This is a genomic window from Bacteroides sp. OM05-12 (assembly GCF_003438995.1).
Taxonomy (GTDB): domain Bacteria; phylum Bacteroidota; class Bacteroidia; order Bacteroidales; family Bacteroidaceae; genus Bacteroides.
Genome location: NZ_QSUN01000011.1, coordinates 49635 through 65477, shown reverse-complemented (window position 1 = coordinate 65477; position 15843 = coordinate 49635). Strand labels below are relative to the sequence as shown.

Genomic DNA, 15843 nt, shown 5'->3' with positions numbered 1-15843 from the left:
TCTTGCTCTCTACCTTACTTTTATTTAGATTTGCAGTCTATAATAGAATTATAATGATTAATCTTATGATGAACAACATTTTGCTTTGGAACTTGGGCGGTATGGAAATCCTGCTGATTGTTTTATTAATCGTATTGCTTTTTGGCGGAAAGAAGATTCCCGAACTGATGAAAGGACTGGGAAAAGGGATGAAGAGCTTCAAACAAGGGGTTGCTGAAGCCGAGGCCGAGATAAAGAAAACAAAAGAGGATATAGACAAGCCGGTGGAAACGAAGAAGCCGACGACCGACAACGAACAGAAAAAAGAGGAATAAGCATGGCCGAAATGACATTCTGGGATCACCTGGATGTGCTTCGTCGTGTGCTTTTCAGAGTTATCGGGGTATGGATGGTCTTTGCCATAGGCTTTTTCATTGCCATGCCTTATCTCTTCGACAACGTAATTCTGGCTCCCTGCCATAATGATTTTGTTTTTTATCATTTTCTCCATAAGATAGGTGACTGGCTTCATCTGTCGGGAGACTTCTTTACCCAGCAGTTTGAGGTGAAGCTGATTAATATTAATCTGGCATCACCGTTCTTTATACATATCTCTACTGCTTTCTGGATGTCTGTCGTCATGTCCGTACCCTACCTTTTATTTGAAATATGGCTGTTTATCAAGCCTGCCCTCTATCCGAATGAAGAAAAAAACGTGAAGATGGCATTGAGCGTGGGTACAATCATGTTTTTTCTGGGAGTGTTGCTGGGCTATTTCATGGTATATCCGTTGACGTTGCGCTTTCTGGCTACGTATGAACTGAGTACGCAGATAGAGAATCAGATATCGTTGAACTCATATATCGACAACTTTATGATGCTGGTGCTGATGATGGGGTTGGTGTTCGAGCTTCCTTTGGTGACGTGGTTGCTATCGTTGATGGGATTGGTTACCAAGTCTTTCCTCCGTAAGTATCGCCGTCATGCCATCGTACTGATATTTATCGTTGCGGCTATCATCACGCCTACCGGAGATCCGTTTACCTTGTCTGTGGTGGCTATCCCGTTGTGCCTGCTCTACGAAATGAGCATCCTGCTGATAAAGGATAAACCGAGAGAAGATAAAGAGGAATTGACTGACGATGATGTCTGAACGGTTAATATAGATATGATTTAGGCGCGGATTACGCGGATTATTTCTTTACTCTTTTCCGTGTAATCCGCGTAATCCGCGCCTGAAAAAAAGAATAGAAGGGCTTTTCGGGTTCCCTCTTATGCCTGAGTAAGTTCGTTATTCTTTTCAGGCGGTTTCATCAAAGAGCGGTTTCAGTATTTCCGGTATCTCTATCGTATTGCATTTCATATCCGAAAGGCATTTCTTACCACTATCGGTTAATGAAAAATACATCTGACGTTTGTCTTTCTCTCCTAATGCACGTCCGATCATCTTCTTTTCTTCTATGGAACGGATTACCTTGGAAAGGTGTGAGGCCTTTATTCCGGTCTGCTCGGAGATGGCGCTTGCCGTCAACGTTTGGTCATTGATGCAGCAGAGCACCATCGCTTCATTGAGCGAAACGCCGTGTACCTGTTCGAGTGAACTTTCAAATTCGTTGAGAGCCTTGTAGATGTCTCTCATTATACAGATTGATTTCATACTGGTTTTAAATAAATAGGTTTACATTCGCATTATCCGCACGGTTCATATAAGTAGCAACCCCTCCGATGGTGACTTCATCGAGCAGTTCTTCACGCTTGACGCCCATTACATCCATAGACATCTGGCAGGCGATGAACTCCACTCCATTCTCCAAAGCCTGCCGGCGAAGCGATTCTAAAGAATCTATGCCCTTGTTTTTCATGATATAACGCATCATCCGGCTGCCTATGCCACCCATGTTCATCTTGGATAGTTTCAGCTTCTGTGAACTGGACGGCAACATCATACCGAACATCTTTCCGAATATGTCTTTCTCTACTTTCGGCTTATCGAGCTTCTTGATGGCGTTCAGTCCCCAGAAAGTGAAGAAGATAGTAACTTTTTCTCCGGTTGCGGCAGCACCGTTGGCAAGGACGAAAGTGGCGAGCGCTTTGTCTAAGTCGTCACTGAACATGATAAATGTTTTTCCTTTGCTTTCGCATGAACTGATTGTGTGACATGCTTTGGCTCCTCCTTTTTCTATGACAACGCTGAACTTACCGCCTTTATCCTCTTTGGAAATGAAACGGTTGCCGGTGGTATTGCACCAAGCTTCCGCATCTCTTGGGAATCCTGCGTCCGTAGCTTCCATCTCCATCCGTTCTCCTTCCAACAGCTCTTCTATACTTTTCTTCATTTTAAGGATAGGGCCGGGACATTGCAGTCCGCAAGCATCCACTTTTATGGTTTTTATCGAGGTTTTCATATTTCTTTCTTCCGAATAATCCGTCGTATCCGCTTTTCCCTTACAGTCGTCGGGATTGTCGCAGAGCGTAACGGGAGTAGTTGCCGCCAGATAAGTTTTGTACCCTCCTACAAGGTTTTTCACATTGGCGAATCCATGTTGCAGAAGTATCCTTGATGCCAAGTAGCCCCGCAGGCCGACGGCACAGTATAGATATACAGGCTTGTCGGAAGGAATTTCGCTCATTCGCTCTCTCAAATCATCCAAAGGGATGTTGATAGAGCCTTTGATGGAGTTTAAGCTGTGTTCGTCCGGAGTACGCACGTCTATAAGGGTGATCTCCTGCATATCGGCATCTCTTAATTCTCTCCAGTATAACGGATGGACTTTTGCTTTCAGAATATTTTCGGCGGCATATCCGGCAATTGCTGCGGGATCTTTGGCAGAAGAGTAAGGAGGTGCATAGGCATGTTCCAGACGGATTAAGTCGTAGATCGTGCCTTTATGTTTGATAATCAGGGCAATTTCGTCGATACGCTTGTCCACGCCCGTGTAGCCCACTATCTGTCCGCCATATAGTGTGCCATCTTTCTTGTCGAAAGTGATTTTTATGCTCATCGGCAAAGCGTCCGGATAGTATCCCGCATGAGAACCGGAATGTGTGGTAGAGGACAAATATTCTATGTTGGCTTGCTTCAGGCGTTTGGCAGGCAGTCCGGTAGAAGCAACCGTCATATCGAAGACTTTTGCGATAGAAGTGCCGATAGCTCCTTCATAAGAAATAGTATTGCCATACACCATATTGTCGGCAACGATTCTTCCCTGACGGTTGGCCGGGACGGCAAGATAGTTCAGCCAAGACTTTCCGGTGATAGGATGTTTGTACTCTATGGCATCACCTACGGCGTAGATATTCTCATCCGAAGTTTGCAGGTACTCGTTGACAGCTATTCCCCCGGCTTCCCCGATAGCCAGTCCGGCTTCTCTTGCCAGCTTCGTTTCCGGTCTTACTCCGATTGAGAGGATCACGATGTCGGCAGTAATTGTTTTACCGCTTTTGAACGTTACCTTTATTTCGTCGTTGTCTTTCTCAAATGAAGAAACAGCTTCGCTCAGATAGAGGTTCACCCCCTTTTGCATCAGGTGTTGGTGCACGAGTGAAGCCATTGAGAAATCAATCGGTGTCATCACCTGATCCGCCATTTCTACAATGGATACTTTTGCGCCGTTGGCATGCAGGTTCTCCGCCATTTCCAATCCGATAAAGCCTGCACCGATGACCACAGCCCTTTTTATGGAACGGTCGTTGAGATAACTCTTTATATTATCGGTGTCGGCTACATTTCTCAAAGTAAAGATACCTTCCGAATCAATTCCCGGCAAAGGGGGACGTACGGGAGAAGCTCCCGGAGAAAGAAGCAATTTGTCATAGCTTTCCGTATATTCTTCCCCGTCGGCTTTGCGAACGGTCACCTTTTGGTTTTCACGGTCGATACCGGTAACTTCCGATTGAATCCGTACATCTATGTTGAAACGTCTGCCGAAAGACTCGGGTGTTTGCAAGAAAAGTTTTTCCCGGTCGGTAATCACATCACCTATATAATAAGGTAGGCCGCAATTGGCGTAGGATATATACTTCCCTTTCTCAAATAAGATCATTTCCGCGGATTCGTCGTTTCTTCTGATTCTGGCTGCGGTGGTTGCACCCCCGGCTACGCCTCCTATAATAATGTATTTCATAATGATATGTTTTAATCGTTTGATTGTTTCCAATGGAAAATATATGCAAATATATTGAATGTTTTATAGAATACAAATTTTCCAATGGAAAATATCTAAGGAGTGTTGATCGAAACTTGTGCGAGACAGGAAAGCGTTTGCTTGTTTATAAGTTTGGTTTTGTAAAGTGAAACGTTTATTTTTGTATCATTATAGTAATAATAATCGGATGAGTTGATGAAAAACATCTATTTAATAGGTTTACTATTGTTCTTTTTGTCTACATCGTTTTTTTCTTGTAAAGAGAATAACGCTTCTGCCTTATTTACTGATCTGGATTACAATACTGACACTTTAGCTTTGGCCTATTATCATCTGGGAAGGAATTATGCGAAGCTAAATAATGATTCCGCTGCTTTTTTGTGCTATATGCGAGCCAAAGATGAAGCATTAAAAGACGGTAATGTGGATTTGTTGGCGGACATTTACAATCGGGTAGGCTTTATTCATTTACTTCAGGATTTACCGGAGGAGGCTTTATCGGAACTTCAAATAGCTTATCGTTTTGCAGACGGCAAACCGGAATTGCATTATTATCGGACAGAGATTTTAAGAAATATGGCCCGTGCATATCAGTTAAGGTCTATTTTAATGCCGGGAAGAAAAGACAGGCAGGATATGGACAGTGCTATTATGATGTTTGAGAAAGCACTTGATGTAACGACGGACAAGACTTCCGAAAAAGTTATCTCATCCGTGCGCAGGGAACTTGCCAGTATTTATACGGATAGAAAAGATTTCCAAAAAGCTCTGATTTATTTGGGGGCAGAATCGGATTCGTGTGTACCGAGCGTTCTTTTTAGCATAAAAGCCGATATGTATAAAAGAATGGGAATGTTGGATTCTGCTTGTTATTATCTGCGACAGTGTTTGCCGGCTTCGGAAATATATTTTAAGCGTTCTGTGTTTTATCGCTTATTTGAAATGGAAAAGCAGAAAGGAGATATGAAGCAGGCGGTGGTCTATGCGGATTCTTTTCTGATTTTGCATGATAGCATTACTAAATTTGTCATTCCTGAAAAGATTGCGGAAATTCAGCAGAAATATGAAAGTGAGAAGTTAAGATCAGAAAAAGCTGAGCTGAAACTAAAAAATGAGCGGAGTAAGTTTACTTTGTTTGTTGTGCTGGTTTGTTTTGTCTTGCTGTTGGTTGGCAGTTATATTCTGATACAGAGGTTACGGGCAAAGCAACGTACACTGAAGATAAAGATGCTGGAAAAGGAAAATGAATTGCTGTTGAATAAAGAAACGATTGATTCTTTGAAAAAACAGATATTGGAGAATCAGGAGAGGATAAAGCAATTGTATGTAGAGCGGGATGCAAGCTATTTGTCGGAAGTAAGTGATATAGCATTGAAGTTACAGGAATATAAAGAAATGAACGGGGCTTTAGGGAAATGCCTGTTTCAGAAAATGCCGATATCTAAACTCATTCCGGCATTCCAGATGAAGAAGAAAAATGTCACGGAACTTTCTGCGGAAGAAAAGGATGCTTTAATTGAAGCCGTGGACTTGGCATACCCTGATTTCTCAGCACGTTTGGTAGCCGGCTTCGGTAAGTTCTCCCAAACTAATTTATGCATTTGCTGTTTGTTGAAACTGGAAGTTTCTGCTAGGAATATCCAAAGACTTTGTGCTTTGGAAGAAGATAATTATTATAAATCACGTCAGCGCCTTGCTGTTAAATTAGGACTGGATAATACAAAGTCTTTGGATAGCTTCCTCATTGAATTTTAAGTGAAAAGAAGGGTGTATATAGGGCAACTGTCCGTTTTTTCTTTCCTTTATATTTGTTTCGCTATTGATAATCAGTAGATTAATGTTTTGGATGATATGGTTAATGTCAGTATAAGAATACTGTTCATTTTGTATATTTGCATATAGTCGAACATAAAATTTATTGGTTATGAAGAAGAACTTTTTACTTTTTGTTTTATTGGTGTTAGCCGGACGAATGTCAGCGGAAGAGTTTGAAGTAGATCGGTTCACCTATAAGGTATTGACGGATAATACGGTGGAAGTGAGCAGTTATAATTCGGGGGCTCTGCTTGATATAGAGATACCGTCATCGGTCACCAACAATGGAACTAAATACAGTGTGACGTCTATTGGAGATTATGCCTTTTCCGGGTGTGGCAGTTTAACTTCCATTACTGTTCCCAATTCGATAGTTTCTATTGGTAATGGTACTTTCAATTATTGTAACGGGCTGACCTTTTTTAGTTTACCTGAATCTGTGACCAGTATAGCCGGTAATGCGTTCGCGGGTTGTTCAAAACTAGCCTCCTTTGAGTTGGACGGCACAAATACGGAGTTTTCAGTTGTGGACGGTGTATTATTTAATAAGGAGAAAGATATATTGCTGATTTATCCTGCAGGAAAAGGTACCGGTTATACTATTCCTGAAGGAACTGTGGAGATTGGCGAATTCGCTTTCTCTGAAAGTGCAATGCTGACGGATATAGAATTTGCCGGTACGTTGGTTAAAATAGGTGATGCGGCATTCTCAAAATGTGCAGGACTAACGGAAGTGAATTTGCCTGTTTCTTTGATTTCTATCGGTGATAAGGCTTTTAACGGGTGTAAAGGTATTGTGTCTGTCTCTATTTCAAAGGCTGTCAGCTCGATAGGAAAAAGTGCTTTTATCAATTGTTCTCAGTTAATGGCGGTTACGGTTGATCCTGAAAATATGGATTATAGTTCATTAAATGGAGTCTTATATGATAAACAGCAAACTACATTATTATTATACCCTAAAGGGAAAGGTGATAATTATGACATCCCGGTTTCTGTGAACGCAATTGGCGATTATGCTTTTTATGGAACTAATCTGACTTCCGTGACCTTCTCTAAATCTATTGTCAGTATTGGTGCTTATGCTTTTGCGGATTGTAGTGACCTTTCCGAACTCAATTTACCGGAGGATTTGGAAATTATTGGCGATGATGCGTTTGAGTATTGTACAGGATTGGAGAAGTTGGTTCTTCCTGATAAAGTAAGGATAATAGGAAAGTATGCTTTTATGAGTTGCCAAAGTTTGAAAGAAGTAACTATATCAGAGAATGCGGAAGAAGTAGGACGAAATGCCTTTTGGGGATGTAAGAAGCTGGAAAGTATTGTAATCCCGGATAAAGTGACGATGATAGGCGATGCTGCTTTTGGCAGTTGTAGAGGATTGATAGAGGTGACGTTGGGGGTAAAGGTCGATACTATAGGTAGCATGGCATTTTCCAGTTGTTCGGATTTGATGGTGGTAAATAGCCGGAATCCGGAACCTCCGGTCTGTGCGGCGGAAGATATCTTTGATGGAAATGAGTCTGTTATGACTTTGCATATTCCTGAGGACTCCGACGAACAATATAAGGATGCTTTGGTCTGGAAAAACTTTAAAGAGATAATTGCGGATTTGGAAAAGCCGGCTCCTGATTCTATGGTTGGGTTGGAAACTAGAGCTTCTTTGATAGTGGATAGCAGTAAAAATGGATGCGTTGTGTTGATTTCCAATAAGGAACAAACGGTTTGTGTCTATGATGTGAATGGAAAAATGGTCAGAAGTCAAATGTTAGGTAAAGGAATGAATGAACTGGCTTTGGCTGACGGCATCTATATTATAAAAGGGGACTCTGATTCTTTAAAAGTAATAGTCAGATAAAAGTATTAATCTGTTACGACAACAGTATTGCTCTAAATTCTGTATTTTTGTCGTATGAAACAGGAAGAGAATGAGTATTTCAGTGCTTTATGGGATATTTATGCTGTCAAGGAGCAGTCGCTAGTCGTTGCCTATCGCCAGTTGCGTGAATTGTTAGAACGTCTGTGCCGTGCATTCATGCAAAACGAAAGTCTGCAAATGACAGACCTTGCGGCAAGGATTAACTTTTTGGCAGCTAAATATGAACTGGGAGGTATGGAACAGAATTGTTTGCATACCTTCCGTTTGACTTCTAATGATATACTGAACAAACGTGTAGAACCGACCGACGATTTGTTTCTACGTGATATAAAGACCATCGCTTTTACTATTCGTAAATTATATAGGCAGGATATTCCGCTGAGACTTTATTCCGTATTGCCTAAAAATGATGTTATTATACCGGTGCATAAAGTCGTACGGAAGCAGATTAAAAAGATCCGTGTCTGTTACCAGTATTCGGATGATACCTATTTATATGTAACACCGGTAGATATTGTTGCGGAAGAACTGTTGAAAGTCCGTTATGATGTAGCCGGGATGAATGATGCATTTAATTCTACGGTAGCACAGTTGTGGAGATATGCGCAAGTCAACCTTTTGGATGTTTCTATAGATGAAGAAGGTGTATATACTCCGGCTTTCATTGTGCTGGAACCTGATTATCTGATTGACATCAGCACACTGGCCGAATGTTTTAAAGATTACGGATGCCATCCGGCAAATTATAATCTAAATAAGCTCGTTCCCATATCGAATGCCCGCCCTCTGTTATTGGGAAATATAGTGAATCTTTTCTTGGACGAATGGATTCACTCGGATGGAGAGGTGGATTACCTTTCTTGCATGAAGAAAGCGTTTAAGAGGTATCCGATAGAGATTGCCGCTTGTGAGGACTTGCAGGATAAGGTAAAAGAAAAGCAGTTCTTTGATGATTGTAAGCTGCATTTTGAGCATATCCGTAAAATAGTGACCTATACTTTTCATGATTCCGGATATGATTTGAATAAAGAGGATGCGGTACTTGAACCTTCGTACATCTGTGAAGCATTGGGCATACAGGGGCGTCTGGACTATATGCAAAGGGATATGAGTAGTTTCATAGAAATGAAATCCGGAAAAGCTGATGAGTATGCCATACGTAACAAGATAGAGCCGAAAGAGAATAACAGGATACAGATGTTGCTTTATATGGCTGTATTGGAGTACAGTATGGGAAAAGACCATAGACAGCAACATCCGTATTTACTCTATACACGTTACCCGCTGCTCTATCCGGCGGGAGCTTCGTGGGCATTAGTCAAGCGGGTTATCAATGTCCGGAATTTAATCGTAGCCAATGAATACGGCGTTCAGTTACATAATAACTTATCTTATACGGCTCTCAAATTGGGAGAAATAAATCCGGTTACCCTGAATGAAAAACATCTTTCCGGTAAGTTCTGGGAACAGTATCTTTCACCTTCTATTGAGAATTTCCGAAAGCATTATGCGGAAATGTCATCTTTGGAGCAGGCGTATTATCTTTCACTCTATAACTTCATAACAAAAGAGCAATATACTTCGAAATCAGGAGATATAGATTATGAGGGTAGGACAGGTGCGGCTTCGCTATGGCTTTCTTCTTTAGTGGAAAAATGTGAGGCGGGAGAGATTCTCTATGATTTGAAGATTATTGATAACCATGCTGCCGATGAACATAAAGCGTATGTAATCTTGGCTGTACCTCAGTATGGAGATGATTTTCTACCTAATTTTAGGGCTGGAGATGTTGTTGTTCTCTATGAACGGAATAACGATGAAGACCGGGTTACAAACAAGATGGTTTTCAAAGGAAGTATTGATGAAATATCTTCGGAACGGATTAAGATCAGAATCAGGGCTGCACAGCAGAATGTGTCGGTTTTGCCGGATGATAGTCTTTATGCGGTGGAACATGATACGATGGATACCGCATTTAGGTGTATGTATCAGGGGTTGCACACTTTTTCAGTCGCTAATAAGGATAGGAGAGACTTGTTACTGTCACAACGTGAACCAAGTTTTGATCTTTCTTATGCAGATGCGGTTAGAGAGGCGAAGGATGATTTCGCTCGCGTAGCTTTGAAAGCAGTAGCAGCAAAAGATTATTTCTTGTTGGTGGGTCCTCCGGGAACAGGCAAGACTTCACGTGCTTTGAGAAAGATGGTGGAAATGTTTTATGAGAATCCGGGAGTGCAGATACTTCTGCTGGCATATACGAATCGGGCTGTTGATGAAATATGCAAATCATTGCTTGCTATCGAACCTAAAGTAGACTTTATCCGCGTTGGGAGTGAGCTTTCTTGTGATGAAATGTATCGTGAATATCTGATAGAGAATGTTTTGTCCGATTGTAGCCGTCGTTCGGAGGTATATGAATGTATTACGAAATGCAGATTGTTTGTAGGAACAGTTGCTTCTATTGCTAACAAGCCGGAACTTTTCAATTTGAAAACTTTTGATGTGGCTATTGTCGATGAAGCAACTCAAATTCTTGAGCCTCAATTACTAGGCATACTTTGCGCGAAGAACCGAAAGGGGGAAAATGCGTTAGGCAAATTTATATTGATTGGTGATCATAAGCAATTGCCGGCTGTTGTTTTGCAGAATGAAGAGCAGTCGCGTGTCGTTGATGAACAGTTAAATTCCATTGGTTTAACGAATTTGCGTGATTCTCTTTTTGAACGCCTTTACCGTTTACATATCAATAAACTGTCGGGAGACAACGGGAGTTGGGCGATTGACATGCTGTGTAAACAAGGACGTATGAATCCGGAAGTGGCTTTCTTCCCTAATCATGCTTTTTACAGTGGTAAGTTGGAGCCGGTAGGATTACCGCATCAACAAGGCGAACTATTTGTTCCTGAAAGATATGCGTCAGGTGATTTGGCTAGGTTAATGAGTAAACGGATGGTTTTTATTCCTTCTAAACCTCAACGAAATGGAACTTCGGCAAAAACAAATATATATGAAGCTGAAATTGTGGGGGTATTGGTGGGCGAGATTTATAAATGTTATGGAGAACAGTTTAATCCGACTCAGACATTGGGAATTATTACACCATATCGCAGTCAGATAGCTTTGATAAAAAAAGAATTAGCCAAATTGTCTATCCCGGCAGTAAATGATATTGTTGTGGATACGGTAGAAAGATTTCAGGGAAGTGAACGGGATGTCATTATTTATTCGTTTAGTGTCAACTACCTTTGGCAGTTAAAGTTCTTAGCCAATGTGATTGAGGAAAATGGCAAATTGATAGATCGTAAGCTGAATGTTGCACTAACCCGTGCACGAAAGCAACTGTTTATAACAGGAGTCCCTGACCTTTTGCGTCAAAATTCTATCTATTCTAATTTGCTAAATTTAATAGATTCGTGTGATGGTTTTACAGATTTATGGAAACATTAATTTATATTCAAACTTTATGCAATTCATTAACACCTTTGTATTTGACAAACCGCTATATTTGCAATACGTTTTTTTCATAGAGATTTAGATTTAAGGTTAGAAGAATTGTGGAAGTCGTGAGACTTCCCTTTTTTTATGTCTATACCTAAGGTTTTTATGACTCGGAATCCCCTGCTTTATCCACTATCCGGAAGAATCAACGACTATAAGTTTCATCCTTCAGTTTGCCAATATTCGAACTGATACAGAATGGGTTAAGCTGAATGATTCTATCTTTCAGTTATTTTTCAAATCATTCAGTTGATCATTTGAATCCATCGCTTGTTTTCCCGGCTGAACCTTTTTTACGATAAAGGTTCAGGATAATCTACTGATACTCAAACAGAATATCCGGAACTGAAGGATTGAAAGACAAATAAGAGTAACTCGTTTTATATGGTTCCACTTAATAATTTAATTAAATGATCAATAGAAGTAATGAAAAACGACCTTGGTGTTTTTCTGAAACACCTTGATGTTTTTTTAAATCATCAGGTTGATTGAAAAAAACATAAGGACGATCGTAAACAAAGATACGGTCGATTGATGATAAACTCCTATTGTTTGCAAACGATCGACCGTATGCTGAACAGCATGTATTATTACCATCCTGACTCTTAATTGAAAAGTCAGGTAATCTTTATAAATTAGTAAGCTAAGAAAAGGCGTATTTATTTCTTTAAGTCAAAAAATACAAATATATTTGTCACATATATTGTTCACTTGGATTCGGCTTGATTTTGTTTTGAAGAAGAACGTTCGAAGTTCTTTGTAAAAGATGTAGCAATTGGTTTTCTGAAAGAAAAGATGGATAGTGTATTTTGACCGTTTTATTAAATTAATCGGTGATGAAATAAGTGTAATATTGAAAGGGGATAGGGCAGTATTGCGTTTTATAGTACCTTATCGAAATGAAAAAGGGGGAAATATGAGTCAAGAGCTAAAATCTGAAAACCTTAATTTGAATTCTGTCAATCAGGATACAAATATGAAATCAATCCTTGTTGCTGAGGATGTTGATAGTAATTTCTTGTTATTGAGAGCCTTTTTAGGTAAAATGTATATTCTTATTCGGGCAAATGACGGTTTGGAGGCTGTGGAATTGTTTAAAAAGCATAAACCTGATTTAATTCTTATGGATATAAAAATGCCGAATATGGATGGTTTGGAAGCAACGAAGGCTATAAGGGAAATATCTAAAGATATACCCATTATAGCACTTACAGCATTTGCTTTTGACAATGATAGACAACAGGCTTTGTCGGCAGGATGTAATTCATTTCTGACAAAACCAATATCTAAGATGGCTTTATTAGAGATGTTGGATCAATATATATAATTGAGTATATAAAAATAAAAGACTTTGCTTAACCAAGCAAAGTCTTTTATTTTATAACCTTTTGGATGATTAAATTTCAATTGGTTTGTATTTAGGAACTAATGCTTTCATTACAACCCATCCAATAAGATAAGCTACGGCGCAGATGCAGAATATAATAAAGTATCCTGCCGGTTTACCGATAAATCCCATGAAAGCCATTTGCGTTTCGTCTGCGTGTACAAACAATATACCTGCGCAATATTGCAGAATCATTGAACCTACACCACCGGCCATACCACCTATACCGGTAATACTTGCGATTGCACTTTTAGGAAACATATCTCCTACGGTAGAGAAAATATTGGCAGACCATGATTGATGCGCTGCTCCTCCTATACCAATCATTATAACCGGGAACCATGGTGATATTGTTCCTAATGGTTGTGCGAAGAGCACTAATAATGGGAAGAATGCAAAAATAAGCATTGCTTTCATACGGGCAGCATAGGGATTCAAACCTGTCTTATTTATAATAATAGTTGGTAATTTACCGCCATAAATAGATAACATGGTGATGGCGTATAAAGTAAATATCAAAGCAACGCCTAAACCTTCGGAAGTTTTGATACCGAATTGTGTATTAAGGTAAGACGGAGTCCAGAATAAGAAGAACCACCAAACACCATCGGTCATGAATTTACCAAATGCAAATGCCCATGTCTGTTTATAGCTGAAACATTGCCAGAAGCTCATCTTTTTTTCTTCTTTTTCCTCTTTTGCAGGATTGGAACCTTCTTGATGGTCCTGTTCAATATAGGCAAGTTCCGCTTTATTTACGAATTTGCTTTTAGATGGAGCATTGTACATAAATACCCAGAATCCCATCCAAATAAAACCTAGTGCACCGATAACAACAAAAGCCATCTCCCAACCCCAAGCTTTTGCTAATAAAGGAATACTAAGTGGAGCAATTAATGCACCGATGGAAGCACCTGCGTTAAAGATACTTGTAGCATAAGCGCGGTCTTTTTTAGGGAAATATTCGGCAGTTACTTTGATAGCTGCCGGGAAGTTTCCGGCTTCACCCAAAGCCAACACGCATCGTGCTGCCAAGAAACAATACATACTTACTGTGGCTATTATTACGACTACATCACCGGTTGCTCCCGCTAATTCTGCTGCACTATGCAAACCAACGTGTGCTTCTGTTGCAACACCGCATAAAGCATGAAGACAGGCACCTGCAGACCATATACCGATTGCCCAGAGATATCCTTTTTTAGTACCCAACCAATCTATAAAGCGTCCTGCAAAGAGCATGCAGACTGCATATACAATGGAGAATACGGAGGTAATCGTTCCATAATGTGATTCATCCCAGTGGAATTCCGGTTTAATAAATTCATCCCATGTTAAGGATAGTACTTGACGATCTAAATAATTGACGGTAGTTGCAAAGAACAGCATAGCACAAATTGCCCATCTGTAGTTTGTCATTTTCTCGCCAACTTTCTGAAATGTACTCATGATAATTGATTTAAATATTAATAGTTTTATATTCGGATTCAAAATTACTTTTCTTTGTTTTATCCGGCTTCTAATATTTGCCTAAAAAGGTCTACATATTGTTTTAAAACTTTCAATATTGTCTAAAACTATAAGTAGATACCTAAAAATCAATGTGTTTTAATCAAAAACAGTGCAAATATATAGCGAATTATTAAATAAAGCAAGGAAAAAACACTTTTGTGTGCGCACACGAATGCCATTATGTATTGTCATTGCATTGATTACTAGTGAATTAATGTGTTTTGGCGAAATAGTACATTTGATAAATATGTTTTCTAACATATTTAGAACAAGGGGTGAACTGAAAAATACTTCAATAAATCCACCTTTTATCACGAAAAATCCACAGATACATGAAAAAGACTTCTTATTTTTGTAACATAGAATAAAATGTATTACTAGAATCATGAAAAACGGAATGAATAAAACCATTAGTAAGTTTCTTCTTTTAGGAGCTATATTCTGCTCAACCCAAGTGTTTGCTCAAAAGTCAATCAGTGATAAGTTACCATGGTCTATTAGAATGACGGAATCGGAAATGGTTCGTTGTCCTGAGTCTTGGCAATTGGACTTTCAGCCCAAATTGAAATGGGATTATTGTCATGGTTTGGAATTGCAGGCAATGCTGGATGTATATGATAGATATGGTGATGATAGTATATATGATTATGCTTTGGCTTATGCTGATACGATGATTATGCAAGATGGAAATATAAAAACCTATAAACTGAAAGAGTATAATATTGATCGACTGAACTCTGGGAAATTCCTTTTTCGTATTTATGAGCAGTCAAAGAATGAGAAATATAAAAAAGCGTTGGATTTGCTAAGGAGTCAGCTTGATACTCATCCTCGTAATGACGATGGCGGTTTTTGGCATAAAAAGATTTATCCTCACCAGATGTGGTTGGACGGGATTTACATGGGTGCACCTTTTTATGCAGAATATGCTTATAGGAATAATCGTCCGCAAGATTATCAGGATATAATTAATCAGTTTGTAACAGTGGCACGCCATACGTATGATCCGGTGAATGATGTGTTTCGTCATGCTTGTGATGTGAGTAAGCAGGAAAAGTGGGCCGATAAAATGACCGGGCAATCTGCCCATGCTTGGGGACGTGCGATGGGATGGTATGCAATGGCCCTTGTGGATGTACTTGATTTTATTCCCAAACATGAACCGAAGCGTGATACATTGCTCGTCTTGTTGGATAAAGTGGCGGAACAGGTTAAGAGGCTGCAAGATAAAAAGTCGGGTGTTTGGTATCAAGTGTTGGATAGAAGTGGAGACAAAGGAAATTATCTGGAATCTTCGGCTTCTACAATGTTCGTTTATACCTTATTCAAGGCTGTAAGAATGGGATATATTGATAAGTCTTATTTAAATGTAGCGGAGAAGGGATACAAAGGAATATTGAAGAACTTTATTGAGGTAGATGATAAAGGTTTGGTGACTATAACAAAGGCATGTGCCGTAGCCGGGCTCGGAGGTAAAGTTTATCGTATGGGAGATTATGATTATTATATCAATGAGAAGATTCGTGATAATGACCCGAAGGCTGTAGGACCTTTTATTATGGCAAGTTTGGAATGGGAGCGTTTGCATCCTTCTTATACAGTTTTGAAATAAAATTTAAAGATATACTAAA

9 protein-coding genes and 2 pseudogenes are annotated in these 15843 nt (G+C 39.7%); 7 read left to right on the top strand and 4 right to left on the bottom strand.

The features are described from left to right. Positions 1-68 precede the first annotated feature (68 nt). A complete protein-coding gene (locus DXB63_RS10360) occupies positions 69-314 on the top strand; it encodes a twin-arginine translocase TatA/TatE family subunit (protein ID WP_369869602.1) in 246 nt (81 codons plus the stop codon). A gap of 2 nt (positions 315-316) precedes the next feature. Beyond that, on the top strand, positions 317-1132 hold the full coding sequence (tatC, locus tag DXB63_RS10355) for a twin-arginine translocase subunit TatC (protein WP_122126343.1): 816 nt from the start codon (positions 317-319) through the stop codon (positions 1130-1132). Between the two features lie 147 nt (positions 1133-1279). Here the strand turns inward: tatC and DXB63_RS10350 are convergent, their stop codons facing one another. The 3 genes and pseudogenes from DXB63_RS10350 to DXB63_RS10345 form a co-directional block, all read right to left on the bottom strand. After that, on the bottom strand, positions 1280-1618 hold the full coding sequence (locus tag DXB63_RS10350; RefSeq protein ID WP_122126342.1) for a MarR family winged helix-turn-helix transcriptional regulator: 339 nt from the start codon (positions 1616-1618) through the stop codon (positions 1280-1282). 25 nt (positions 1619-1643) lie between these two features. Further along, positions 1644-2372 (bottom strand): annotated as a pseudogene (locus DXB63_RS18420) (DsrE/DsrF/DrsH-like family protein); the annotation flags it as partial. Positions 2373-2455: 83 nt separating this feature from the next. Beyond that, positions 2456-4103, bottom strand: a pseudogene (locus DXB63_RS10345) (FAD-dependent oxidoreductase); the annotation flags it as partial. 216 nt (positions 4104-4319) lie between these two features. On the opposite strand from DXB63_RS10345, the gene DXB63_RS10340 reads away from it, so the two are divergent. The 4 genes from DXB63_RS10340 to DXB63_RS10325 all read left to right on the top strand — a co-directional run bounded on the left by DXB63_RS10340 (position 4320) and on the right by DXB63_RS10325 (position 12640). After that, positions 4320-5879: a hypothetical protein gene (locus tag DXB63_RS10340; protein WP_122126340.1), complete on the top strand. Its 1560-nt coding sequence runs from the start codon at positions 4320-4322 to the stop codon at positions 5877-5879. Between the two features lie 169 nt (positions 5880-6048). After that, complete coding sequence (locus tag DXB63_RS10335) at positions 6049-7794, top strand: leucine-rich repeat domain-containing protein (protein WP_122126339.1); 1746 nt, start codon at positions 6049-6051, stop codon at positions 7792-7794. A gap of 54 nt (positions 7795-7848) precedes the next feature. After that, the gene (locus tag DXB63_RS10330) at positions 7849-11262 is read left to right on the top strand and encodes a DEAD/DEAH box helicase (RefSeq protein WP_122126338.1); all 3414 of its coding nucleotides are present in this window, start codon (positions 7849-7851) and stop codon (positions 11260-11262) included. Between the two features lie 853 nt (positions 11263-12115). Further along, complete coding sequence (locus DXB63_RS10325) at positions 12116-12640, top strand: response regulator (RefSeq protein ID WP_233522844.1); 525 nt, start codon at positions 12116-12118, stop codon at positions 12638-12640. A gap of 69 nt (positions 12641-12709) precedes the next feature. Here the strand turns inward: DXB63_RS10325 and DXB63_RS10320 are convergent, their stop codons facing one another. Continuing rightward, positions 12710-14149, bottom strand: a complete 1440-nt coding sequence (locus tag DXB63_RS10320; RefSeq protein WP_122126337.1) for an MFS transporter — start codon at positions 14147-14149, stop codon at positions 12710-12712. Between the two features lie 460 nt (positions 14150-14609). Here DXB63_RS10320 and DXB63_RS10315 point away from each other — a divergent pair, with 460 nt between their 5' ends. Beyond that, positions 14610-15824, top strand: coding sequence for a glycoside hydrolase family 105 protein (locus DXB63_RS10315; protein ID WP_122126374.1), 1215 nt, complete (start codon positions 14610-14612; stop codon positions 15822-15824). Positions 15825-15843 lie beyond the last annotated feature (19 nt).

Excerpts from the sequence above, each read along its gene's own strand:
- DXB63_RS10320 (WP_122126337.1), bottom strand. The coding sequence starts at position 14,149 with ATGAGTACATTTCAGAAAGTTGGCGAGAAAATGACAAACTACAGATGG.
- DXB63_RS10335 (WP_122126339.1), top strand. The coding sequence starts at position 6,049 with ATGAAGAAGAACTTTTTACTTTTTGTTTTATTGGTGTTAGCCGGACGA.
- DXB63_RS10315 (WP_122126374.1), top strand. The coding sequence starts at position 14,610 with ATGAATAAAACCATTAGTAAGTTTCTTCTTTTAGGAGCTATATTCTGC.
- DXB63_RS10350 (WP_122126342.1), bottom strand. The coding sequence starts at position 1,618 with ATGAGAGACATCTACAAGGCTCTCAACGAATTTGAAAGTTCACTCGAA.
- DXB63_RS10340 (WP_122126340.1), top strand. The coding sequence starts at position 4,320 with ATGAAAAACATCTATTTAATAGGTTTACTATTGTTCTTTTTGTCTACA.
- tatC (WP_122126343.1), top strand. The coding sequence starts at position 317 with ATGGCCGAAATGACATTCTGGGATCACCTGGATGTGCTTCGTCGTGTG.
- DXB63_RS10330 (WP_122126338.1), top strand. The coding sequence starts at position 7,849 with ATGAAACAGGAAGAGAATGAGTATTTCAGTGCTTTATGGGATATTTAT.
- DXB63_RS10360 (WP_369869602.1), top strand. The coding sequence starts at position 69 with ATGAACAACATTTTGCTTTGGAACTTGGGCGGTATGGAAATCCTGCTG.